We start from the raw sequence: 22763 nt of genomic DNA on the forward strand, positions 1-22763 counted from the left end.
TTCCCGTTGAGTAGCAGAGCCAACGCGTCGGGAACATTCTCGAAGCCATCGACGACATGTGTGCGCAATCAACTGTCCGCGTTGTGTAAGGTCGTCGAGCAGGTTGTCGACGACGTGGTTGCGTGGACCGAAGTCCGCAACAAATCCTTGTAGGCGTGCGCTGCGGAAAATGAGCAACGGTAAATTCTGTACACCGTAGAGATTGGACGGTTCGCTAATGTTGTACTGAGAAATCGCTCCGCACAGAACAATGCGACACCCTACTGCCATGTTCGTCAGGACGGCATCGATTTCTTCCCCACCCACATTGTCGAAGAACAGGTCGACACCGCCCGGGAAGTGCCGGTGGACGGCCTCGCGAATGTTTTCTTGCTTGTAGTCGATCGCACCGTCGAGTTCAACTCGTCCAGAAGGAACTCACACTTGTCCGGTCCACCGGCAATGCCAACCACGCGGCAGCCCTGCGCCTTCGCGATTTGGGCGGCCAACGAGCCCGTGGCCCCGGCGGCCCCGGACACCAACACCGCATCGGTCGGCTTCACTTCACCGATGAGAGTCATGCCACCGGCCGCTGCGCGCCCGACGTGCGAGAAGATCGCCAGTTGTTGCTCAAACGACATTTCCGTAGCAGGTTTCGCCGGATGCACGAGCAGGGGATCGACGACGTCGAATCGTCGCCACCCCCACATTCCCGTCACGACGTCACCGACGGCGTGGGCAGGTGCGCGGGATTCGATGACGACACCGATGGAAACACCGATCATCGGATCTCCGATGCCGAACGGTATCGCCTGCAATTGAGGATCGAGTTTGAGCCAGTTGAGGTTCGTCGGGTCGAGGGACATCAGCAGCGTCTGTACCACGATCTTGCCGTCTGGAGCTGAGGGAATCGGGCCTTCTATCAGGCAGAAACAGCGGGGATCGTAGGTGCCGGTCGACGCCCGGTCCACAATCCAACTCTGATTCTTCACGGCAAGTCCTCCGGCATTCCTTGTGCGTGTCAGGTCCAGAGCATTTGCTCCGCGGTGTGGGCGTTACAGGTCGAGGACGATCCGTTTCGAGCAGGCCCGGGAGACGCAGATGAACATCGTCTCGTTGGCGTCTTTCTCCTCCTGGGTGAGCAGCGAGTCCCGGTGGTCGGCTTCACCTTCGAGGATCGGTGTCTCACAGCTGCCGCAGGTTCCCTCCCGGCACGAGGAGACCACGAGCGCGCCGGCCTCCTCGACGACGTCGAGGATCGAACGGTCGGACGGAACCGACACCGTGACGCCCGTTAGCGCCAGTTCGACCTCGAATTCGGTGTCGACGCTCCCCGGGTCGGCGGCCTTGGCGCGGAACCGCTCCATGTTCACCGCGCCTGCCGGCCACGAGGTGCAATAGGAGTTGATGGCATCGAGCAAAGGGCCCGGCCCGCAGGTGAAGACCCGGCGGCCCGGCCGGTGCTCCCCGAGGATCGCCGGCAGATCCAGATGCCCCACCTCATCCTGGGGACAGATCGTGACCCGTCCGGGATAGCGGTTCTCGAGGTGCTCGACATACGCCATCGAGGACCGTGCGCGCCCACCGTAGACAAGCCGGAACGGAATACCCTGCGCCTCGGCGGTGGCGATCATCGGAAGCAGCGGCGTAATGCCGATTCCCCCGGCGATGAACAAGTACTCCTGCGCGTCGACCAACGCGAAGTTGTTGCGCGGACCCTGGGTATCGAGCATGGCCCCGACAGTGAGGATGTCGTGGACCGCGAGGGAGCCTCCGCGACTATCGGGTTCACGCAGGACCGCGACCCGGTATGCCGAGCGGTCACCGGGGTCGCCGCACAGCGAATACTGGCGCACCAGGTTCGGCCCGAGGACCAGGTCCAGGTGTGCACCGGGTGTCCACTGGGGTAGCGGCCACCCGGCAGGGTGGGCCAGAGTCAGTTCCACGACAGCATCGGCGACCACGGTCCGTGCCGCGACAGTCAACGTCATACGGTTCTCCGTCGACGTCGGCAGGGACGTGTCGGTGTCGATCACAGGTGTCGTTTGCATGGGGAGGTCCTTGTCGGCGAGTTATTCGGTGGTGCTGTCGGCCGGGTCCCAGGTCGCGACGAGGCTACGTCGGATCGGAAGCATGACCAAGGGGAGGAAGTCCTGTGCGAAGTCGGGAGCGATGCGCAGGCTGGGCAGTCGTTCGAACAGGACACGGACCCCGGCGGTGCCCTGCGTCCGGCCGAGCGGCTGGCCCAGACAGGTGTGTCGGCCCTTGGTGAACGCGTAGTGATCGGTGGGCTCGTCGCGGTGGATGTTCCACTTCTTCGGTTCCGGGTAATGCTGGGGGTCGTTGCTGGCGCTGGCCAGTGCCACCCACACCATGTCCCCGGCGGGGATGGTGACCCCCGACAGCTCGCCGTCACGGGTGGCCTGCCGGGAGGCGAACGGGGCGGACGGGCGCCGCCGGAGGGTTTCCTCGAACACCCGCGGCCACAGGCTCGGATCGGCTTGGGCCTGGTCGAGTTGGTCTTCGTTTCGGGAGAGGAAGATGACAGCATTGGCCATGCCCTGGGCAGTGGTGTCGGTCCCGGCGGCCGAGAATTCGCACAGATGAAGCGCGACACGCTCGTCCGACAGGGTTGGTTCGCCGTCGCGGTTGCGTGCCGAGGCCATCACCGAGATGAGATCGGAGGCGGTACTGTCGCGGCGTTCGCGCACGACTTCGCGGAGCGCGAGTTGCGCGTTGGTGTACCGCGTCCACACCTCGGTGCGGCGCGGCTCCTCCATAGGCTCTCGTCCGCTGGCCAGGACCGCGAAGTGGTCGTCGCGTAGTTGGCGCATCATCGGCTCGAACGAGTCCGGCAGATCCATCAGCGCCATCAGCGTCTGGGTGGTGAGCTCGAGGCAGTAGTCCTCCATCAGCTCGGCGGTGCCGCGGTCGGCGAGCCGATCGATGATGCGGTGGGCGCGGGCTTCGATCTCCGGCTCGAGGGCGTCGATGACCGGCTTGAGGAAGCCGCGTTGCGCGACCCGACGCATTTCGGTGTGGATCGGCGGGTCCATGCTGATGGAGATGTGCGCCATCAGCTCGGAGGTGACGATGGAGGTGAATTGCTCGGGCACGGGAAGGTTTCCGCCGTTACCCCTGCAGGAGAACGTCTTCCAGTCCATCAGGACTGTGTCGACGTCGTCGCGGCGAGTGACGACCCAGGTGCCGAGCTGCTCGTGCCAGAACACGGGCCGCTCGGTGCGGATCTGGTCGTACATCGAGGCCGGGTCGAGCAGGGCGCTCTCGCTCAGCGGATTGAATTCTGGTGGTGCAGCGGGGCGCTGCCCGTAGGTGCTGGTCATGTCGGGGTCCGTTCAGAGGGCGGTGGCCGCGGCCATGGTGGACAGACGTTGGAAGCGGGCGAGGTTGTCGCCTTCCTCCATCACTCCGGCGGTCAGGCACACGAAGGTCAGGTCCTTGTCGGGGTCGACCCAGAACAGGGTGGAGCCGGCGCCGTAGTTGCCGTGGGTGCGTGGGCTGGTGGATGCGCCGAAGAACGTCGGGTACACCCCTTCGCCGCGCAGCGCGAAGCCGAGACCGAAGTTGCCGGGGGGCACGTCCCACCCGCGGGCGTGGCACAGCATGGCGTACAGGTCGTTCGGTGCTGTGCCGGTCTGCAGGGTGGTGGCGAGATCGAGGATGCTCGGCGAGAGAATGCGGACGCCGTCGAGTTCGCCGCCGCGGCGGATCATTTCCGCGAAGCGCAGGATGTCGCTGGTGGTCGAGACCGCGCCGACCCACGGCATTTCCGCGCCCTCGACGACGATCTCCTGCATGACCTCGATGTCCGACGACTTGAGCCATCCCCCGGGAGGGAAGTGGGCTTTGATGGGCACCATCCGATCGGCCCAGGCCTTGGGGGCGCCGAGTGCGGTGTCGGTCATCTTCAGGGGGGCGAAGAGTTCGGTGGTGAGCAGTTCCCCGTAGCTGCCGTATCCGGTGACGCGGCGCACCATCTCGCCGAGCAGCGCGTGGTTGAGGGTGGGGGAGTAGTTGAAGGTCCCCCCTGGTTCGCCGACGACGTCGAGTTGACTGATCGCGTCGATGACGGCGTCGAGGTTGCCGATTTCGGAGTACGGCAGGGGGGTGGGTGTGGCGACGAGACCGGCGCGGTGGGTGAGCAGGTGACCGACGTTGACGCGGTCCTTCTTCGCGGCACGGAACGGGTCGCGGCCGACGAACTCGGGGATCACGTCGACGACCCGGGTGGTCAGATCCAGCTGACCGCGGTCGATGGCCTGCAGGACCAGAATGTTGGTGAACGCCTTGGTCATCGAGAAGATCCAGAAGACGTCGTCGACGGTCGCGGTGCGTCCTGTGGTGCGGTCGGCGTATCCGATGGCCTCGTGCATGCCGATCTCGCCGTGGCGGGCGATGGCGATGACCACGCCGTCGTAGTGTCCGGCGTCGATGTCCTCGCCGATCGTGGTGCGGATGCGGCGCAGGGCGTCCTGGTCGAAGGTGGTCGTGGGTGTGCTCATGGTTGCTCTCTTTGTCTGTGCGTCCGGGCGGGTTTACATGTAGAGGCCGCCGGACGGCGACAGGGTCTGTCCGGTGTAGTACTTGCTGTCGTCGGAGGCGAGGAACAGCATGGTGGCGGCGAGGTCTTCGGGCTTGGCCAGGCTCGAGATCGGCTGCACGCTGGCGATGGAATCGACGATCTCGTCGGGCTGGGCGCGCAGCAACGGGGTGTCCACCGCGCCCGGTGCGACGGCGTTGACGCGGATGTCGTGGGGCGCGAGCTCCCCGGCCGCGGCTCGGGTCATGCCGAGGACACCGGCCTTGGAGGCCGGGTAGTACAGCGGCATCGGCGTTCCCACGAGCGCGGACACACTGGAGATGTTGACGATCGACCCGCCGCCGGATCGTTTCATCAGCGGGGCCGCCTCACGGATGGTGTAGAAGGGGCCCTTGAGGTTGACGGCGAGGACGCGGTCGAAGTGCTCGTCGGTGACACCGGACAGGAAGTCCGGGTGCAGGATCTCGCCGCGTTTGCGTGCCTCGAAGACCTGCACGTTGACCTCGACCAGGCGCTGGTTCTCTTCGCGGGTCGGTGCGTTGATGCCGGCGGCGTTGATCAGCACATGGAGTGCGCCGTAGCGGTTTTCGACGTGCGCGAATGCCTCCTTGACGGCGGTGCTGTCGGCGACGTCGAGGGCGATGCCTTCACCCTTGTCGATTCCGGACAGTACCTCTTTGACGTTGGCTTCGGAGATGTCGGCGCCGATGACGGTCGCACCGTGCTCGGCGAACAACCGGGCGGTGGCGGCGCCGATTCCGGACCCGGCGCCGGTGACGAATGCGACTTTTCCAGCAAGCTTCATGGAGAGACTCCTCGAGAGGGGGCGAGCGCAATGGCGGCTCGTAAGTGGTGCAAGACACACCATACCAAAAACTAGATCCATGTCTAGTTTTTTTCTGGATTCTTGTCTAGTTCCGCTGTGTGTGCTGATCGCGGCACCGATACGCTGGACTCATGAGCACGACGGAAACCGCATCCCCGACCGACTCGTCCGCACCGCGCGTGGGCAGGAAGAAGCGGGCCACCCGCGCCCGCATCGTCGAGTGCGCGATTCCGCTGTTCTCCGAATACGGCTACGACAAGATCACCATGGAGTCGATCGCCAAGGCCGCCGGCATCAGCCGCGCCAACCTCTATCTGCACTTCAAGGCCAAAGCGGAGCTAGTCGACGCCATGCTCGAACAACTCAGCCCGGAGGTCGTCGACAGCTACCGAACGCTCGATTCCCTCGACCCGGCCGATACCGACCGCCTGCGGCGGTGGGTCGAAGACAGCTCACAGCTGTGGGTGGACAGGCGCCGGCAACTCGAAACCCTCGAGCATGCCTTGTCCGTCGAACCGGTCGTCTCACAGCGGTGGTACCAGACGCTGTCGGAAGCGGCGGACGCGATGACGACCTTCCTCGGCCGCTACCCGGACGGCCCGGAACGGCAACGGGCACGATTGACGCTGGTCACGACGATGCTCGGCTTCGAGCGCACCCTGTACTTCGTGCTCGTCCGCTCCGCTCCGGCCGACCACTCCGACGTGATCGACGTCTTGACGGCGCAGTGGCACGCCGCTCTCGCCGGCGCGACCACCCCGGCGGCGACACACCCGGCGGCGACACACCCGGGGTGACGCGCACGGCGGCGAACGCGGACCTACTCGATGACGAGCATGTCGAGTTCGGTACCCGGTGGGTAGTGATCGTCGAAGATCACCGCACCGGCGCCGGTCAGGGTCGCGGCGTACCGGCGTTCGGTGAGCCCGTGCGCTGCTTCCCAAAGATGCAGCTCGGCCAGGGGGATGCGTCGAGTTCGATCCGGCCAGCCGGTCGGATCTATCACCGACAGGATCGGCCCGGACCCGGTCATCTCGACCCACGGCTCTGCGATCAGGATGTCGAGCATCCCGCCGTGTCCACCGAGCCGAACGACTCCGCCGAACCGCATGACCTGCGGCGTGTCCGGGGCGGGAGCCGGCGGGAAGGTGAAGTAGCTCGTCTCGCCCAGATACGTGCCCTCGGACATCGCATGTCGACCGTCGGGCAGAGTGCCGATATAGCGGATGAAGCTGCGCTTGATTCCCCAAGTCAGTCCGACCAGGGGAAGCGCGCACGGTCCGACGCCGGCAGTCATGGCACCTCGAGGGTCAAGGTCGCGCCGCGCCCGCCTTCGCCGCACACTACGCGGGACACGCAGGCGCACAGCTTCTTCGAGTTGGCCTTCTGCTCTTCGCTGAAGAACACGTCCCGGTGGTCGACGGTGCCCTCGACGTCGACGATATCGACCTGGCACAGACCGCACTCGCCCTTGCGGCAGTCGAACATCATGTCCGCGCCGGTTCGCTCGAGGGCGTCGAGCAGCGAGTCACCGGCCCGGACGGTGGTCTCGATGCCCAGTCGCGGGATGTTCACGACGAACTCCTCGGCCTGGAACCACCCGCTGTTCCCGAAGGTTTCGTACCGCAGGTTCGGCAGCGGCAGATCCCGCTCGATCCAGGTGCGGCGCACGGCATCCATCAGCCGGATCGGCCCGCACATGTACAACTCCGTTACCTCGTCGACGCCGGCGACGAGATCCTGGACATCGAGTCCGGTGCCCTCGTCGTCGATGTGCACCTCCAGACGATCACCGTGCACGGCGAGCAGTTCCGGCAGGAACGCCATCGCGGGTCGGCTGCGCGCGACGTAGACGAATCGGTAGTCGGCCCCGACCCGCCGCAGCACCGCCGCCATCGCCGCCATCGCGGTGATCCCAATGCCCCCGGCGAGCAGCACATACCGCGGTGCGCCGACCCGCAGCGGGAAGTTCTGCATTGGTGCGGTGAGCTCGATCGGGTCACCGGCCTGCAGGGTGTGCATGTACCGGGACCCACCACGGGAGGTGGGGGACAGGTGGACCCCGAGGGTCACGCTGTGGCCGTCGGCGGCGCCGGAGACGATCGAGTACGAGCGGACGGCGCCGCTGCCGATGCGGACATCGACGTGCACTCCGGGCGCTGCGCGATGGGATTGTTCGGTGGCGATCACGATCTTGGCGATGCCGTCGGCGGCCGGCTCGACAGAAATAACCTGTCCCTGCTGCCAGGTGATCTTGTTGTCGGTCATGTCAGTTCACCGTTTCGGCAGTGAGAGCGTCGATGTTTGCGGTGTGCAGGCGCTCGCTCTCGATGATGCGCTGAATGATGCGGCGGACCCACATCCCGCCGGCGTCGATGTTGAGGTTGTAGAACTCGTGATCCGGGTTGGCCTCGATGGCGGCCTGCTGGGCGGTGAGCATGGCCTCGTCCTCGCCGAAGACTCCGTGTACTCCGTCGCGCAGCTGCGTGGTGATCAGCTGGCTTTCGAGGCGGTAGTTGCGTTGGAAGGCCCAGAAGTACAGCGCCGTCTTCTCGTCGACGGGGGTAATGGTGTTCATGACGAAGCCGTTGACACCCTGGCTGCGATCACCCTCGGGGGCACCGGTGCCGGCCTTGGCCACGCCGACGTCGATGCGAATGGTGCCGGGGGCCTGGAATTCGATGATCTGCCAGCGGTCGACCTTGCCCTCGAACCCGGGGAACTTGTCACGCATGTTCTTGAGCCAGAACGGTGGCGCGTCGATGTTGTGCATCCAACGGGAGACCGTGACCGTGCGCTCGTCGTGGGTGACTACGAAGTCGGACTCGCTGAGTTCTTCCTGTCCGATGGAGGAGGAGTGGACGAACTCTTCGTGGGTGAGGTCCATCAGGTTGTCGAGCACCAGCTGGTAGTTGGCCTGGACGTCGATGGTGCGGCCGTCGCCGGCCCACTCGGGCGAGTCCATCTGGAACATGTCCGGGATGGTCGTGGGGTCAGCGAGTGTGGGATCTCCGGGCCACACCCACAGGAACCGATGACGCTGTTCGACGGGGTAGGACGCCACCATCGCCGAGGGGTTGATCGTCTCCTGCGCCGGCATCTTGGTGCACCGGCCCGCAGAGTTGAACCGCAGGCCGTGGTAGGGGCACTGCACCTCGTCCGCACCGATACGGGTACCGAGTGACAGCGGGGCAAGCCGATGCCAGCAGGCGTCGGCGAGGGCGACCGGGCGGCCATCGGTGGTGCGGTAGAGCGTCATCGGCTTATCGGCAATTCTGCGGGCAAGCAGCTTCGCGGAGGTCACTTCGTAGTCCCACGCCGCGACGTACCACGCGTTGAGAGGGAAGGCCATGTTCTTGGCGGTCGCGCCGCCCGGGCCGAGATCGGTCATGCGATGTCCTTGGGGATCGTCACCAGTAGAAACCGCAATAACTATGCAGATAGCTATTGGGTGATGTGACGCACACACTATCTATCGATATAGTGATTGGCAAGACAGCCCGGCCGACGAGGAGACATGAGCCTTCGCTACGCACTGCTGGCCCTGCTCACGGCGGGCCCGCTCACCGGATACGACGCCGCCAAACGATTCGGCGGCTCCGTGGGGCACGTCTGGCACGCCCCCGATTCGCAGATCTATCCCGAACTGCGCCGCATGCAGAAGGACGGACTGATCGAGGGCGAGCAGGTCAGGTGGGGGCCGCGGAGCACCAAAACGCAATACCGCATCACCGACGACGGCATCGCCGCCTTCCGAACGTGGATGAACACCCCGCTCGACCACGCCCCCGAACGCGATGCCCACCACATGCAGGCCGCCTATTTCGAATGGGCGGACCCCGATCGTGCACGGGCGATCCTGCACAGGCACATCGAGTACTACACCACTCAAGTCGAGTTGCTCACCGCCGTCCGGGACGGAATCAAGGCCGGCACGGATCCAGCAATCGTTCGGCGACTCGATCACTACCCGCAACACGAACACGCCCGGATCATCGCGTACAAGGCCTACACCTACGACGGCATGATCGCCCGGAGCCGGTCCGAGATCGACTGGGCAAACAAAGGTCTCGTCCTCCTCGATGAGCTGTCACACGCCGAGTCGTCACACCGGGACCACGACGATGACGGCACGGCCACCGAACACCCGGTCACTGTGCACTCGTAATCCACCACCTGTTTTGCCCGACAACTCCCTACCGAAACACCGGCACCGGCGACCCTTCGTACCGGCCACAGCGCCCTGCGCGATGTGACCCGCACGAAATACCGAGTGCCGAAACCCACCGAGCACGACTCTCCGGTGTTCACCGCGGCGGTTCCGGCGAACCACCGGAGACACCGGCTAGCGGGCGATCAACCGAAGAGGAATCGCGGCCCATCCCTTGAGCGTGTTGTTCAGTCTCGGCGTCGGTGGGTCCACGAGCTCGATCCGCTTCACCTTTCGGGCGAGCGCACCGAGAACGATCTCCGCCTCCAGGCGGGCGATGGGCTGGCCGACACATTGATGCACGCCCATGCCGAAGGCGACGTGCCCACCGCCGGACCGGGTGATTCGATACTCGTCCGCCGACTCGCCCCATTTGCGCGGGTCCCGGTTGGCGGAGCCGAGGAACAGGAGCACCTTCGCATCGGCAGGGATGTCGTAACCTCCGACCGTCTTCCGCCGCGACGAGGTACGGAAGAATGTTTGGACCGGTGACTCGCACCGCAACGCCTCGTCGAACGCGAACTTCGCCAGATTCGGTTCACGGTGCAGCAGTTCCCATTCCGCAGGGTTCTGTGCCAGTGCATACATCGTGTTCGCGATGCCGTACACGGTCGTGTCGACACCCGCACTGAGCAGAGAGCGAACCAACAGCGGAGCCTGTTCCTGGCTTACCTCCCCGCGGTCCGCGGCCGCCCAGATGTCGGCGCCGAAACCGGAATCGGTGAGGGCCTCGCGCTGACAGCTGGACCATATCCATTCCCGCACCGCCGCCGCGGACTCCATCGCCGATTCGAGGAGCGCGTTGTGGGGTCCGAAGGCGTTGAACGCCAACGCACCGTATGGGAGCAGGTTGTGCCGTCCGTCGGCCGGAAGCCCGACGGCATCGGGAAACACCTTGAGGGGATAGACCTCGGCGAGGTCGGTCACCGCGTCGATCGTCTCGCGCTCGATCAACGCGTCGACGAGTGCGTCAGCCTCGGCCTGAAACTGTGTCCTCAGCCCACGAACGGTGCGCGGGGAAATGACACTTCCCATCACCGTCCTGACGGCAGTGTGATCCGGAGGGTCGGACTCGAGCAGAAGGGAAGGCGGCCGCCACGGCTTTTCCTTCTGAAAGTCCGTGAGCCCGGCCCCTCGGCTGGAGACGAAAGTCTCCCAGTCCACCAGGGAGGCGTGGACGTGTTCGTGCCGCCCCATGGCGTAGACCTCGTATCGAGGAAGGAATACGACAGGCCCGGCATCACGCAACCGTTGGTGAAAGTCGTACGGGTCGGTCAGGATGGCCGTACCGAAGGGATCGTCGTCGAGGACGGGCAACTCGGTGGCGGTCGTGGATTCGGTAGACATGGAGGGCCTCTCCTGATAGCGCAGTGTCACTGCTGTCGGATTCGATCGCGAGTCCCCACCTCGCACAATGCGTGGGTTTCGAGGTTGAAACTTGACCCCGCTGCCCGCCGAATCTGCGCTGTGAGCGCAGATTCGGCGGGTGGCTGTCGGCGTCAGTTGTAGTAGCGCAGAACCGCTTCGGCGATGCAGACCGGCTTGTCGCCGCCCTCGCGCTCGATCGTGATCGAGGCGACGATCTGGACGCCGCCCTTGATCTCCTCGGCATTCGCGACCGTCGCGCTCAGGCGGACGCGCGATCCGACCGGGACGGGAGCGGGGAAACGAGTCTTGTTCAGCCCGTAGTTCACGCCCATGCCGAGGTTTTCGACCTTCAGGACATCGTCGAACAGCGGAGCTATCGGCGACAACGTCAGGTAACCGTGGGCAATGGTGCCGACGAAGGGACCGGTCTTCGCGCGTTCGACGTCGACGTGAATCCACTGTTCATCACCGGTCGCCTTGGCGAACTGGTCGACATCGGGCTGTGTGATGTCACGCCATCTGCTGGTCCCCAGCGACTTTCCCACGTAGGTCAAAAGGTCGGCAGCGGCGGCGACGGTGGTGGACGCCGTTGTGCTGGCGGTCATGTCAATCTCCAAAGGTTGGTGTGGTGGTCGATCAGGCTTTGATGCCTAATGCGGTCAGGGCGTTGTCCTTGAGGATCAGGGGGCGCACCTCGGGTTTGATGTCGAGGACCGCGAAGTCGGTCATCCAGCGGTCGACCTGGATGACGGGGAAGTCGGAGCCGAACAGCACGTTGCCGCGGAGCTTGCTGTTGGCGGCCTTGACCAGCTGCGGCGGGAAGTACTTCGGCGACCACCCGGACAGGTCGATGAAGACGTTGGCCTTGTGGGTGGCGATGGAGATCTGCGAGTCGACCCACGGCACCGACGGGTGGGCCATGATCACGGTGAGGTCGGGGAAGTCGGCGGCGACGTCGTCGAGCAGCATCGGGTCGGAGTAGCGCAGTTTGATGCCGTGGCCGCCGGGCAGCCCGGCGCCGATCCCGGTCTGACCGGTGTGGAACAGGGCGGGGACCCCGGCCTCGGTGATGGCCTCGTAGAGCGGGTAGAACTGCCGGTCGTTCGGTTCGAATCCCTGCATGCTGGGGTGGAACTTGAACCCCTTCACACCGTATTGGTCGACGAGCCGGTGCACGCGCCGCACGGCGGCCTTGCCCTGCCAGGGGTCGACGGATCCGAACGGGATCAGGACGTCGTTGTGGCGGGCCGCGCCCTCGGCGATCTCCTCGACCGAGTTGGCGGCGTGGCCGGTGGCGGCGCCGGCGTCGACGGTGAACACGACGGCGGCCATGTTCCTGGCCCGGTAGTGCGCGGCGACATCGTCCACGGTCGGGTTCTGGTCCTCGGGCGATTTGAAGTATTTCGCGGTCGCTGCGAGGAGCACCTCGTCCATCGCGTGATGACCACAGCCGTCCAACTGGACATGAGTGTGGAAATCGAGGGCCTCGATCGTCGTGAAGTCGATGCCGTACTCGTAGCGGCTCACTGCGCCACCAGTTCGTCGGGGAACTTTTCGCCGACCGACTCGGTCGATTCCGCGAATGTCTGCTGCCAATCGGACGCGATATCGTCGGCCGACCATCCGCCGTCGTGGAAGGCAGTGGTCGTCAGCTGCGGATGTGAGAACAGTGCGAGGCGGTCGCCGCCGACGGCGAAGGCCTGCCCGGTGATGTCCGCGGCGGCGTCGGACGCGAGGAACGAGATGATGCCTGCGGCGTCTTCGGGGGTGCCCATCCCGACCTCGCGGCGGATGATGTCGGGGAGCGGCTCGCCGTTCTTCATGCCCTCGATGTAGGGGGCGAGGAACGGGACGGTCTCCGTCATCGCCGTCGCGGCGACGGGGCAGACGGCGTTGGCGGTGATGCCCGCGCGCTGCAGTTCCATCGCCCAGGTGCGGACCATGCCGACGATGCCGGACTTGGCGCCCGAGTAGTTGGTCTGCCCGAAGTTGCCGCGCTGGCCGGCGGGGGACCCGATGCAGATGATGCGACCACCGTCGCCCTGCTCGCGGAACTTCAGGACGGCTTCGCGGACGCAGGTGAACGTGCCGCGCAGATGCACATTGATGACGGCGTCGAAGTCGTCGTCGGTCATCTTCCACAGCACCTTGTCGCGAAGGATGCCGGCATTGGTGACCATGACGTCGAGGCGTCCGAATGCGTCGACCGCGCCGGCGACCAGCTTCTGGGCGGTTTCGGTGCTGCCGACCGGGGCGACGACGGCGACGGCCCGGCCGCCCGCGGCGGTGATCTCGGCGACGGCGGCGTCGGCGGTGGCCTGGTTGACGTCGTTGATCACGACCGCGGCGCCGTGCCGCACCAGGTCCTTGGCGTAGGCGAGCCCGAGGCCCTGTCCGCTGCCGGTGACGACGGCGACCTTGTTCGTCAGGTCCATAGCTGTAATCTCCCGATCTCGTTGAGGTGGTGGGGTGGCAGGTGACTGGCGGCGGCCGGATCGAGTGGGCCGACCAGCTTCCGCCATGTCGGAAAGTGGACAGAAAAGTGAATGTGCAGGGGCGAGGCGCTACCGGAGACCGCTCGTGGATCCCGCGGCGTCCTTCAACACTCGGCGCAGGATCTTGCCTGCGGGTGATTTGGGTATGGCGTCCACGAAGGTGACTGCTCGAATCTTCTTGTACGGCGCCACTTGGCTGGCTACCCACGTCATCAACTCGTCGCCGCCGATGGGCTCGGTCGTTACGACGAACGCTCTCGGGGCTTCACCGCCGGTCGAATGGGGCATAGCGACGACGGCCGCATCCCGTACGTGCGGATGGGTGAGAAGCAGTGCCTCGAGTTCGGCTGGTGCGACCTGGTAACCCTTGTACTTGATCAGTTCCTTCAGACGGTCGACGATCGCGAAGTTCTCGCCGTGGGCGACGGCGATATCCCCGGTGCGGAGCCATCCATCGACAATCGTGGCGTCGGTGGGGTCCTGATTGCCGAGGTACCCACGCATGATCTGTGGCCCCCGAACCCACAGTTCGCCTGGGTTTCCCGGCGGAACATCGTCTTCGGTTGCCGGATCGACGATGCGGGCCTCGGTAGCCGGCATGAGGCGCCCGACGAATCCCGCCGGGGTGTCGGCGAAATCCTCGTCATAGACCATGTGGGTTCCCGGGCTCGCTTCGGTCATCCCGTAGCCCTGCCGGATCACCACACCGGTGCGGTCCTGAGCCCGGGCCACCGCCTCTTCATCGAGGGGAGCCGCACCGGAGAGGGCGATGGTCATCGAAGACAGGTCGTACTCGGCGACGTCCGAAGAATGCGCAAGTGCCAGCACGACCGGTGGCGCGAAATGCCCCCGCGTCACTCGGTAGTCCTGGACGGTGCGCAGGTAGGTACGAAGGTCGAAGCGGGGGAGCGTGATCACGGTCGCGCCGGCAAGGAGAGCGGAGTTGAGGATGATCGTGAAGCCGTAGATATGGAAGAACGGCAGGGCTGCGCAGAGCACATCCGATTCGGTCAGACGCCAGCCTGCGCGGAGTTGCTGGAGGTTCGCGACGATGTTGCGGTGGCTCAGCATCACACCTTTGCTGGCGCCGGTGGTGCCACTGGAGTAGGGAAGAACGGCCAGCGCGTCTGGTTCGATGCGGGGCAGTGGTGCTGGCGCCGTGGCACAAAGCGTGTGAAAGGACGTGAAGCCTTCCCGCTCGCCGAGCACAAGATGCGTCTTTAAGCGTGAGTGGTCCCCCGCCAACGCGACCTTCGCCGCGATATCGGTCGATGCGATGGTTGCCTTGGCGTTCGAGTCGCCGAGCTGCTTCGCCATCTCGGCGGCGGTCCACGCCGGATTCAGCGGTGTCAGGATCGCCCCGGCCCGCAAGATCGCCAGTACGGCAACGGCATACATCGGCTGGTTGTGGCTGGCGAGTGCCACCACGTCGCCCGTCCCGATCCCGCGGGCACGCAGCCCCGCGGCCGCCCGTGCGGACAGTGCATCGAGCTCGCCATACGTCAGTCGTTCCCCGGTTTCGCCGTCGATCAGAGCCGGCTTGCCGTCCCGGCTTGCGGCGCCGGCGAGAACGTGCTCGGGCATGGTCACAGCGGGGATGTCGATCGATGCGATGCGGGAACGATAAATCACGATGCACTCCTGTGCGTGATCCCAGACGAGAGGACCGGGACTGTGAGCTGCGGCGCCTGAGCAATGGCGCATGTCACCAAAAAGCTACACAAATGGAGGACGAGCGTCAATATTTCACTTAGCATTGTGCGTATGGCACTGTACGAGTGGAACCCGAAGTGCGGGGACCTCTCACGGGTGCGAAAGGGAGAGCTGATGCAGGCGTACGTGGAGGCTGACTCGGTCGACCCGCCGCGGGCCGAGGTCAGCGAGCGGCGGACACCGCAGGAACTGTTGCTCAGTTTTTTCGGGGCTCTGGTGCTCGATCATGACCGGGCACTGGTCAATGCGCGTGTCTTCATCGAAGTCCTCGGCTACCTCGATGTCAGCGAGCCTGCCGTTCGGGCAACACTGAACCGCATGGTGCGGACGGGGCTACTCGACCGGTCGCAGACCGGTCGGATCGCAGCCTTCGGCATGAGTTCAGGCATGGAGGAACTACTCCGCCAGGGACGCGAAAGGGTGGTCTCCAGCCACCCGTTCACTCCTGCAGACGACAACTGGACTCTGCTGAGCTACTCCGTGCCGGAGACGCATCGCGACCTGCGCCGGCACCTGCGATCGCAACTGATGTGGGCAGGTTTCGGGCGCCTGCGGGACGGGTTGTGGATCGCCCCGGGTGTAGTCGATGTCGCAGACATCCTCGCCCGCACCGAGGCACCCGATGCTCGCGCATTCGCGTTCGCGGGCACACCGCTCGCGGGTATCGCGCCGAACGAGTTCGTACACACTGCCTGGGATTTGGTGCACATCGAGCAGCAGCACCGGCGATTCGTCGAGTGCTGGCGAAACCCGGCGAACGATCCGCCGAATCCCGTGGCCGCTTTTACCGCCCTCGGTGCGGACTGGGTTCGCCTTCTTCGCAGCGACCCGGGACTGCCTGCCCGGTATCTGCCCGATCCCTGGCCCGCGGAGCAGTCGGCGGCGGTGCACGACGACGCCGTGAAGCGTCTCGCGGGACCCGCGGAGGACATGCTCGATCACATGATCCTGTCCTATTCCCGGCGCCGGTAGGACGGCCCGTCCGCGGCGCCGGTAGGCCAGATCGTCGGGATGGCATGCCAGTCACACCATCCCGACGACATCACGCGAACCGGGTGCATTCCTTCCGGTGAGGTGCCGACCTTCGGATGACGCCAACGCACGCGTGATTCCCAGGGCCGCGGCTCGCACGGCGATGGCGAGCGGGCCGGGATGAGCGCCGTCTGACCGCACGACGAGGGACACCGCTGCTCGCGCGGTACCGTCGAGGGAGAGAATCGGCGCGGCAACCGAGAGCGTGTCTGAGGTGATCTGACGGTCGCTGACGGCGTACCCCTTCGCACGCACCGTGCCAAGGCATGTGTGCAGTGTGAGCGGGTCGGCGATGGTCCACTCGGTGTACTGCTGGAGCGGTGAGGCGCAGACACGGTCGCGCACATCGGGCGGCGCAAAGGCAAGTAGTGCAAGTCCGACACCCGTGGCATGAATGTCGAATCGTCCACCCACGCGGGTGTGGACCGGGACCGCGCGCCGCCCGGTGATGCGTTCGACGAACACCACCTCGGTGTCCTCACGCACGGCGAGCTGAACGTTTTCATGCGTGAGCTCGTACAAGTCTTCCAGATACGGCAGTGCGGCCTCGCGCAGCGCGAGGCCCCGCGGGGCCAAAGACCCGACCTCCCACAGCCGTAGGCCTATGCGAATCCGACCTTGGGGCGTCCGTTCGAGTGCGCCCCACGCAAGAAGCTCCGCCACTCGCCGATGTGCGGTCGGAACGGACAGCTGCGCCCTGCGGGCAAGTTCGGTCAAGTTCAGTTCGGGTGTGTCGACACTGAAGGCGGCGAGGATCGCCAGAACTTTGTTCGTGACCGACCGTCCTGCAAGGGAAGACGGCCTTCCGCCCAGTGGATAAGCTTCCTCGGCCTCGGCCGCGGCTGCGATGTGCCCGCAGTCGGGACCCGCCGAGCGCAGGGCGGCCAGAGTCGATTCGTCCATCGCGGGTCTCGGAACTCCATCAGATGTCGTTGACGGCTCCCGGCGGACGGGTACGGCGTTCCAGTACTCGTCCGCCGGGAAGGGAGGCTGATCGGTCAGATACGGCCACAGCTACAGTTATTGGATGCTTCGTCCGCCGTCGACATCCAGGGCGACGCCGGTGATGAAGCTTGCGGCCGGCGACGCCAAGAACAGAATTGCGTCGGCGATGTCCTGAGTGGCAGCGGTTCTGCCCATCGGAATCTCGCTGAGCATCGCCACCTTGACATTGTCCGGAATCTTGTCCAATCCCTGTGCGCCCTTGACAAAATTCGTCTCCGCGACCGCGGGATTGACCGCGTTCACACGTACATCGGGGGCCACTTCCGCGGCGAGCCCCCGGGTGAGTGTGATGACCGCGGACTTACTGGCGTTGTACACCGTCATTCCGCCACGCGGACGGATTGCACCGATGGATGCCACGTTGACGACCGAGGCACCGGGCCGCTCCCGCATCACCGGAATGCCGAATTTGCAGGCGAGGAAGACCGAACGGACATTGACGGCCCACATGCGGTCGGCATCTGCTGGATCGAGGTCGAGCATCGGCATCGACCGGTGCGGGACACCGGCGTTGTTGACCAAGACGTCCAGTCCGCCGAACTCCTTTACCGCGGTATGGATCATGTCCCGAACCGAATCGACGTTCGAGACGTCCGTTTCCACTGCAACCGCCTGGCCGAGCGAATCGGCGGTGGCCTTCGCACCGTCGGCGTCGATGTCGGCAACCACCACCTGGGCCCCGGCATCGGAAAAACTGCGAGCGATGTTCTTGCCGAAACCACTGGCTGCGCCGGTGACGATGACGACCTTGTCCTTGTAGAGCGACATGGGATCTCCTTTTCTCTACCGCGAGTACGTGACGATGACGCTTTTGAGCTGGGTGTATTCGTGAAGCGCCTGAAGGCCCTTTTCACGGCCGTATCCGCTGTTCTTGTAGCCGCCGAACGGGGTTTCGATCAGGGAACTGCGCCAGGCGTTGATGTAGACCTGGCCGGCTTCGAGCTGTTCGGCGACTCGGTGAGCACGAGAGATGTCTCGGGTCCAGATCCCCGCGGACAGCCCGTAGTCGGAGTCGTTCGCCAGGGCTACCGCCTCGTCCTGATTGTCGAAGGGGATGACGGCGAGAACCGGTCCGAAGACCTCCTCGCGGGCGATGCGCATGTCGTTGGTGACACCGGTGTAGATCGTCGGCTCGATGAAATTTCCCGATCCCGGGGTGCCGCCGACGACCGCACGGGCGCCTTCCGAGGCTGCCACCTCCAGGTAGTGCGCAACCTTGTCGCGCTGCGCGGAGGTGGTCAGGGGGCCGAGTTTGTTGCTCATCGACGGCGTCTTCGCGGCGAGGGCATCGACCACACGATCGTGCACGGTGCGTTCGACCAGCAACCGCGTGCCTGCTGAGCAGACTTGGCCGGTGTTGTAGGCGAAGGCCATGAGGCTACCGTCGACCGCTTTGTCGATGTCCGCGTCGGCGAAGACGAGGTTCGCGCCTTTGCCGCCGAGCTCGAGGCTGACGGGGATGATCCGTTCGGCAGCAATCCGGCCCACCTCACGACCGGCACGGACGGAACCGGTGAACGACACGCGCCGCACCTTTTCGTGGGAGACCAAGGACTGGCCCACAGCGCTGCCTGTCCCGGTGACGACGTTGAAAACGCCGTCGTCCAAGCCGATTTCGGTGGCTAACTGAGCAACGGTCAGCGTGCTCGTCGACGTGAACTCGGAGGGCTTGACCACCACCGTGTTGCCTACCGCCAGGGCGGGTACGGAGGAGCGAAGGCACTGATTGAGGGGTGAGTTCCAGGGGGTGATCACCCCGACGACGCCGAAAGGTTCACGCCGGGTGAATGCATGGGTCCCGGGACCGGCGTCGAGGACACTGCCTTGCTCGATGTTGACGAGCCCGCCGTAGAACTCGCAGTACTGGGCGGCGCCCTCGACCTCGAGTTCGGCCTGCCAGGCAGGTTTTCCTGACTCCGCCGATTCGAGTTCGATGAAACGATCGGCGCGTTCCCGGATTGCGCGGCCGAGGGCCATGAGGAGTTGTCCGCGTTCCATCGGCCGCCGCTCGCGCCAAGCGTGCCCGGCGTCATGAGCCGCGGCCACCGCGCACGCAACGTCGCTTTCGGTCCCCGAAGCGATCCGGGCAACAAGTCGTCCGTCGACGGGGCTGGTGGAGTCGATGAATGCGCCGGAGGAAGGTGCGGTGGCCTTTCCCGAAATCCAGTGGTCGTAGTTGATCATCATGGTCTTTCTCTCGTGGCCCGTCTGGTGCCGAGCCGACTGACCCAGTCAATGGTCGGGAGCATCAAAAGCGTTGAAGTGCAGGTATATAGAGATGAAGCCAGAGCGAAATCTGCGACATCTCTCGGAGAGGTATCGCCGGTGACGCCACGGCCAACGCCGCGCCGTCCCGGGCCGCGCGCTCGAACGCCCTGGGGGCCTCGTCTCGCGCGGCCCGGAAGCTGCCCGAATGGGACGTGGATCACAAACTAACACCAAAACTAGACTTCTGTCTAGTAAGTGAATAGCAGTCCACTCCGGTCTCCCTATGGCGGGAGCCGGTCACGAAAAATCACGCGCCTACCAGCCGCGGGGAGCAGCTCGACGATGACCTGCATCACTAAGAAGCTACATCAAAGTGCGACGCGCGGCAATAATCTGCATCGGTTTGGTGCAGGCCGTAGAACCCTTACGGCCCGCGATGTTTTCCGAATATCGGAAGGAACTCGATCGCCCCTTCCCGCGACCCCGGTTGTCGTGGACACTTTCGAGCAACCTCCGCAGAGGACGATCTTGCGGCCGCGTTTCTGCTTCCGACCGGACAACTGCGGTCGAATTCCCTTGCTGCGCGGAGGGCCTGCGGTCAGCCCTAGTCGCAAGCAGGTCTTGGAGCAGCGTCGCCACAGTCAGATTCTGGACGACTCCGGCCGCGGCTCCGCGCGCGAGCAACTTCTCGCCCTGCACATCAGAAGGAGAAATCGATGCCAAAGAATGCAAGGAACACGGCAAAGCGCCTCTGGGCGCTGGACGCACCGACGATGGACATGGACGCCGGCGAGCTCGTCGTGGGGGCCGAAGGGAAGGTGACCATCCCACTGCCGGCGTTTCTCATCGAACACGACCAGGGACTGATCATGTTCGATACCAGCTTCGCTCCCATCCTCAACGAGGATCCGTACGCGTACTTCGGTGACCTGGTCGACGTGTACAACGTCCAGTCTCACCCCGGGCAGCGGATCGACAGGCAGATCGCATCCCTCGGTTTCCGCCCCGAGGACATCACCCACGTCATCCTCTCCCATACGCACTCCGACCATTCCGGAGGGCTCTATCTGTTCCCCCAGGCCAAGTTCTACATCGGCCCCGGAGAGTACGACTTCGCGGCGGATCCTCCCGCCGACAGTGCACAGTTCTATCGCTTCGCCGACGACCTCGAACCGGTCAAGAACTTCGACTGGACGACCCTCTACGCCCCGCAAACCGACCTTTTCGGCGACGGCGCAGTGACCATCATGCACACCCCGGGACACAGTCCCGGCGAGCTGTCGCTGATCGTCGAACTTCCCAGCCAGCGGCTGGTGCTCACCGGAGACACCGTTCATCTGCGGGAGGGATTGGACAAGTGCCAGCCGGATCCGTTCGACTGGGACCACGACCAGGCACGCGCCAGCATCGAAAAACTCAAGAGACTCGAGGCCGACGGCGCCCGGTTGTGGATTGCCCACGACATGGAGGACTGGAAACACTTCGGCCCTCTCGTCCCCCAGGAATAGCCATGATCCTCGTCGACTACAAATGCACCTCCTGCGGTGTCATGCGGGAACGTCTTGTCGCACAACCCGTGCCGAACACCGACACCTGCCCGGACTGCGGCTCGGGCACGCGACGGACATATGCCAGCGCTGGTCTCGTCGGTACGGCGTCACCTGGCCGGAGCACGCATTGCGTGGACAATCCCTTCATTCCAGGTCTGTGTCACGTGGGGCCCTCGGCGCGACGCGCGCTGATCGCGCGGGCCACCGGCGACGACAAGGCCTACGCTGCGGAGCGGCAGCGCCAGACCGCCGAGTACGAGAAGACGGGTCCGCCGAGCCTCGGGTCCGTGATTGCTCCCGGGCACGTCCATCACAGCACCCCACGTGCCGCGGGCGCAGTCTGAAATAACATGATGTCCCCGCTTTCGCTGCGGAAAGCGGGGACATCAACATCGACGATCCGGGACCGCAACCGTAGTGCACCGTTTAATGCGATCGAGGCCGCCGGGCCCCGGTCACCGACCTGCTGGCGCGATCAGTTCGCGGCCGATGATCTCTTTCATGATCTCGGTCGTGCCACCGTAGATGGTCTGAACTCGTGCGTCGACGAATGCCCGCGCGATGGGGTATTCGCGCATGTAACCGTACCCACCGTGCAGCTGGAGGCATCGAGAGATCACCCGTTGCTGAAGCTCGGTTGCCCACCATTTCGCCTTCGCGGCATCAACCGCAGACAGTCTGCCCTCGTTGAGGTCCAACACAGCGCGGTCGATGAAGGCGCGGGTGACGTCGAGTTCGGTCGACAGGTCGGCGAGAGTGAACTTGGTGCTCTGAAATTCGGCGATGGCGTGTCCGAAGGCGTGCCGATCCTTCACGTACTCGATCGTCCAGCCCAGAGCGGCTTCGGCGGCGGCGAGACCGTAGTAGGCGATCGACATCCGCTCCTTCGGCAGCCGCTCCATCAGGTGGCGGAATCCTGCCCCCTCCTCGCCGAGCAGATGGGTATTGGGGACGCGGACGTCATCGAAGAACAACTCGGAAACATCCTCGGCACGCTGGCCGAGCTTGTCCAACGCCCGGCCGTGGGTGAAGCCGTCCATGCCTTTGTCGACCAAGAACAGGCTGAAGCCGCGTGCTCCGGCATCGGGGTCGGTACGTGCGACGACGATGACGAGGTCGGCGCGGCGCCCGCCGGTGATGAAGGTCTTTCTGCCATTGAGGATCCATCCATCCCCGTCGCGCCGTGCGGACGAGCGGATACCCCGCAGGTCACTTCCGGCACCGGGCTCGGTCATGGCGATCGCGGCACCGAACTCGCCGCTGCACAATTTCGGAAGCAGACGCCGTTTCTGTTCCTCGGTGCCAAGATCGACGAGGTAGGGACCGATCAGGTCGTCGAATCCGCCGAGCGCGACGTTGACCGCCGCCGCACCGACCTGTGCGAGTTCGTCCATCACCACACACCGGAACCGGTAGTCCGCCGACCCGGCGCCGCCGTAATCCTCGGGGACCGACAGGCCGATGAGGCCGTGTTCGGCCGCCGAGGACCACAGGTCCTTGTCGATCGAGCCGTCGGATTCCCACCGGTCGATATGGGGGGTGATCTCCCGCGCCACGAACTTCTGAACGGTCTCGCGGAACATTTCGTGCTCGTCGGAAAAGAGGCGAGTGTGCATGAGCACTCCTGGGTCGAGTAGCCACCCCGTCGGCGGTGGGTGCGGTTGGGAAGCAAGTCAATAGCGGCCGACCGTGACCAGAGGACGTGCCGGCCGCGACACTGCTCCTTCTACCGGACCGAGCCCCCGAGGGCACGGCGGCTTTCAACTGTTGAAAGCCGCGTTGACACCCGTCGGGCCGAAGGAGACAGTCGTCACAC

At 64.9% G+C, this 22763-nt stretch carries 22 protein-coding genes; 5 read left to right on the forward strand and 17 right to left on the reverse strand.

The window, feature by feature from the left end; all coding sequences use genetic code 11:
- Positions 1-275 precede the first annotated feature (275 nt).
- The 5 genes from QM806_RS37360 to QM806_RS37380 form a co-directional block, all read right to left on the reverse strand.
- A complete protein-coding gene (locus tag QM806_RS37360; protein WP_162276260.1) occupies positions 276-950 on the reverse strand; it encodes an MDR/zinc-dependent alcohol dehydrogenase-like family protein in 675 nt (224 codons plus the stop codon).
- Positions 951-1034: 84 nt separating this feature from the next.
- Positions 1035-2015, reverse strand: coding sequence for a PDR/VanB family oxidoreductase (locus QM806_RS37365; RefSeq protein ID WP_082359837.1), 981 nt, complete (start codon positions 2013-2015; stop codon positions 1035-1037).
- 36 nt (positions 2016-2051) lie between these two features.
- Positions 2052-3323, reverse strand: a complete 1272-nt coding sequence (locus tag QM806_RS37370) for a cytochrome P450 (protein ID WP_005565046.1) — start codon at positions 3321-3323, stop codon at positions 2052-2054.
- Positions 3324-3335: 12 nt separating this feature from the next.
- Complete coding sequence (locus QM806_RS37375; protein WP_005565044.1) at positions 3336-4502, reverse strand: serine hydrolase domain-containing protein; 1167 nt, start codon at positions 4500-4502, stop codon at positions 3336-3338.
- Positions 4503-4535: 33 nt separating this feature from the next.
- A complete protein-coding gene (locus QM806_RS37380) occupies positions 4536-5345 on the reverse strand; it encodes an SDR family NAD(P)-dependent oxidoreductase (protein WP_005565043.1) in 810 nt (269 codons plus the stop codon).
- A 152-nt stretch (positions 5346-5497) separates the two neighbouring features.
- On the opposite strand from QM806_RS37380, the gene QM806_RS37385 reads away from it, so the two are divergent.
- Positions 5498-6163, forward strand: coding sequence for a TetR/AcrR family transcriptional regulator (locus QM806_RS37385; RefSeq protein WP_054247861.1), 666 nt, complete (start codon positions 5498-5500; stop codon positions 6161-6163).
- A 23-nt stretch (positions 6164-6186) separates the two neighbouring features.
- Here QM806_RS37385 and QM806_RS37390 read toward each other — a convergent pair whose 3' ends face one another.
- From QM806_RS37390 to QM806_RS37400, 3 genes are read right to left on the reverse strand one after another with little or no spacing between them, the layout of a single operon-like run.
- A complete protein-coding gene (locus QM806_RS37390; protein WP_005565039.1) occupies positions 6187-6663 on the reverse strand; it encodes an HtaA domain-containing protein in 477 nt (158 codons plus the stop codon).
- Positions 6660-7634: a PDR/VanB family oxidoreductase gene (locus QM806_RS37395; protein ID WP_005565037.1), complete on the reverse strand. Its 975-nt coding sequence runs from the start codon at positions 7632-7634 to the stop codon at positions 6660-6662. Before QM806_RS37395 ends, QM806_RS37390 begins: the two co-directional genes overlap by 4 nt.
- A 1-nt stretch (position 7635) precedes the next feature.
- Entirely contained in the window at positions 7636-8757 is a 1122-nt protein-coding gene (locus QM806_RS37400; protein WP_005565035.1) for an aromatic ring-hydroxylating dioxygenase subunit alpha, read from the reverse strand.
- Positions 8758-8883: 126 nt separating this feature from the next.
- Here QM806_RS37400 and QM806_RS37405 point away from each other — a divergent pair, with 126 nt between their 5' ends.
- A complete protein-coding gene (locus QM806_RS37405; protein ID WP_005565033.1) occupies positions 8884-9534 on the forward strand; it encodes a PadR family transcriptional regulator in 651 nt (216 codons plus the stop codon).
- A 177-nt stretch (positions 9535-9711) separates the two neighbouring features.
- On the opposite strand, the gene QM806_RS37410 is transcribed toward QM806_RS37405, so the two are convergent.
- The 5 genes from QM806_RS37410 to QM806_RS37430 all read right to left on the reverse strand — a co-directional run bounded on the left by QM806_RS37410 (position 9712) and on the right by QM806_RS37430 (position 15071).
- Positions 9712-10923 carry a cytochrome P450 gene (locus QM806_RS37410; RefSeq protein WP_043788929.1) on the reverse strand — a complete coding sequence of 404 codons (1212 nt, stop codon included), beginning with the start codon at positions 10921-10923 and terminating at the stop codon, positions 9712-9714.
- Positions 10924-11075: 152 nt separating this feature from the next.
- Complete coding sequence (locus tag QM806_RS37415; protein ID WP_283294723.1) at positions 11076-11549, reverse strand: MaoC family dehydratase; 474 nt, start codon at positions 11547-11549, stop codon at positions 11076-11078.
- A 31-nt stretch (positions 11550-11580) separates the two neighbouring features.
- On the reverse strand, positions 11581-12471 hold the full coding sequence (couO, locus tag QM806_RS37420) for a 4-hydroxyphenyl-beta-ketoacyl-CoA hydrolase (protein WP_283294724.1): 891 nt from the start codon (positions 12469-12471) through the stop codon (positions 11581-11583).
- Positions 12468-13379 (reverse strand): 4-hydroxyphenyl-beta-hydroxyacyl-CoA dehydrogenase, encoded by a 912-nt coding sequence (gene couN / locus QM806_RS37425; protein WP_120660846.1) that lies wholly within the window; start codon positions 13377-13379, stop codon positions 12468-12470. Before couN ends, couO begins: the two co-directional genes overlap by 4 nt.
- Positions 13380-13508: 129 nt before the next feature.
- A complete protein-coding gene (locus QM806_RS37430) occupies positions 13509-15071 on the reverse strand; it encodes an AMP-binding protein (RefSeq protein WP_005260641.1) in 1563 nt (520 codons plus the stop codon).
- A gap of 132 nt (positions 15072-15203) precedes the next feature.
- On the opposite strand from QM806_RS37430, the gene QM806_RS37435 reads away from it, so the two are divergent.
- Positions 15204-16124 carry a PaaX family transcriptional regulator gene (locus QM806_RS37435; RefSeq protein WP_283294726.1) on the forward strand — a complete coding sequence of 307 codons (921 nt, stop codon included), beginning with the start codon at positions 15204-15206 and terminating at the stop codon, positions 16122-16124.
- A gap of 51 nt (positions 16125-16175) precedes the next feature.
- On the opposite strand, the gene QM806_RS37440 is transcribed toward QM806_RS37435, so the two are convergent.
- The 3 genes from QM806_RS37440 to QM806_RS37450 form a co-directional block, all read right to left on the reverse strand.
- Entirely contained in the window at positions 16176-17087 is a 912-nt protein-coding gene (locus QM806_RS37440) for an IclR family transcriptional regulator (protein ID WP_283294727.1), read from the reverse strand.
- Between the two features lie 117 nt (positions 17088-17204).
- Positions 17205-17957: an SDR family oxidoreductase gene (locus QM806_RS37445; protein ID WP_005260638.1), complete on the reverse strand. Its 753-nt coding sequence runs from the start codon at positions 17955-17957 to the stop codon at positions 17205-17207.
- 15 nt (positions 17958-17972) lie between these two features.
- Complete coding sequence (locus QM806_RS37450) at positions 17973-19376, reverse strand: aldehyde dehydrogenase family protein (protein WP_283294730.1); 1404 nt, start codon at positions 19374-19376, stop codon at positions 17973-17975.
- Positions 19377-20113: 737 nt separating this feature from the next.
- Between QM806_RS37450 and QM806_RS37455 the strand changes: the two genes are divergently transcribed.
- Together QM806_RS37455 and QM806_RS37460 are read left to right on the forward strand one after the other, a co-directional pair.
- Complete coding sequence (locus tag QM806_RS37455; RefSeq protein WP_242322883.1) at positions 20114-20905, forward strand: N-acyl homoserine lactonase family protein; 792 nt, start codon at positions 20114-20116, stop codon at positions 20903-20905.
- 173 nt (positions 20906-21078) lie between these two features.
- Entirely contained in the window at positions 21079-21291 is a 213-nt protein-coding gene (locus QM806_RS37460; protein WP_242322884.1) for a hypothetical protein, read from the forward strand.
- A 111-nt stretch (positions 21292-21402) separates the two neighbouring features.
- Here QM806_RS37460 and QM806_RS37465 read toward each other — a convergent pair whose 3' ends face one another.
- A complete protein-coding gene (locus QM806_RS37465; RefSeq protein WP_043789892.1) occupies positions 21403-22563 on the reverse strand; it encodes an acyl-CoA dehydrogenase family protein in 1161 nt (386 codons plus the stop codon).
- Positions 22564-22763: the final 200 nt, after the last annotated feature.

It is taken from the genome of Rhodococcus sp. IEGM 1351 (assembly GCF_030056875.1).
GTDB classification, from domain to species: Bacteria; Actinomycetota; Actinomycetes; order Mycobacteriales; family Mycobacteriaceae; genus Rhodococcus_F; species Rhodococcus_F opacus.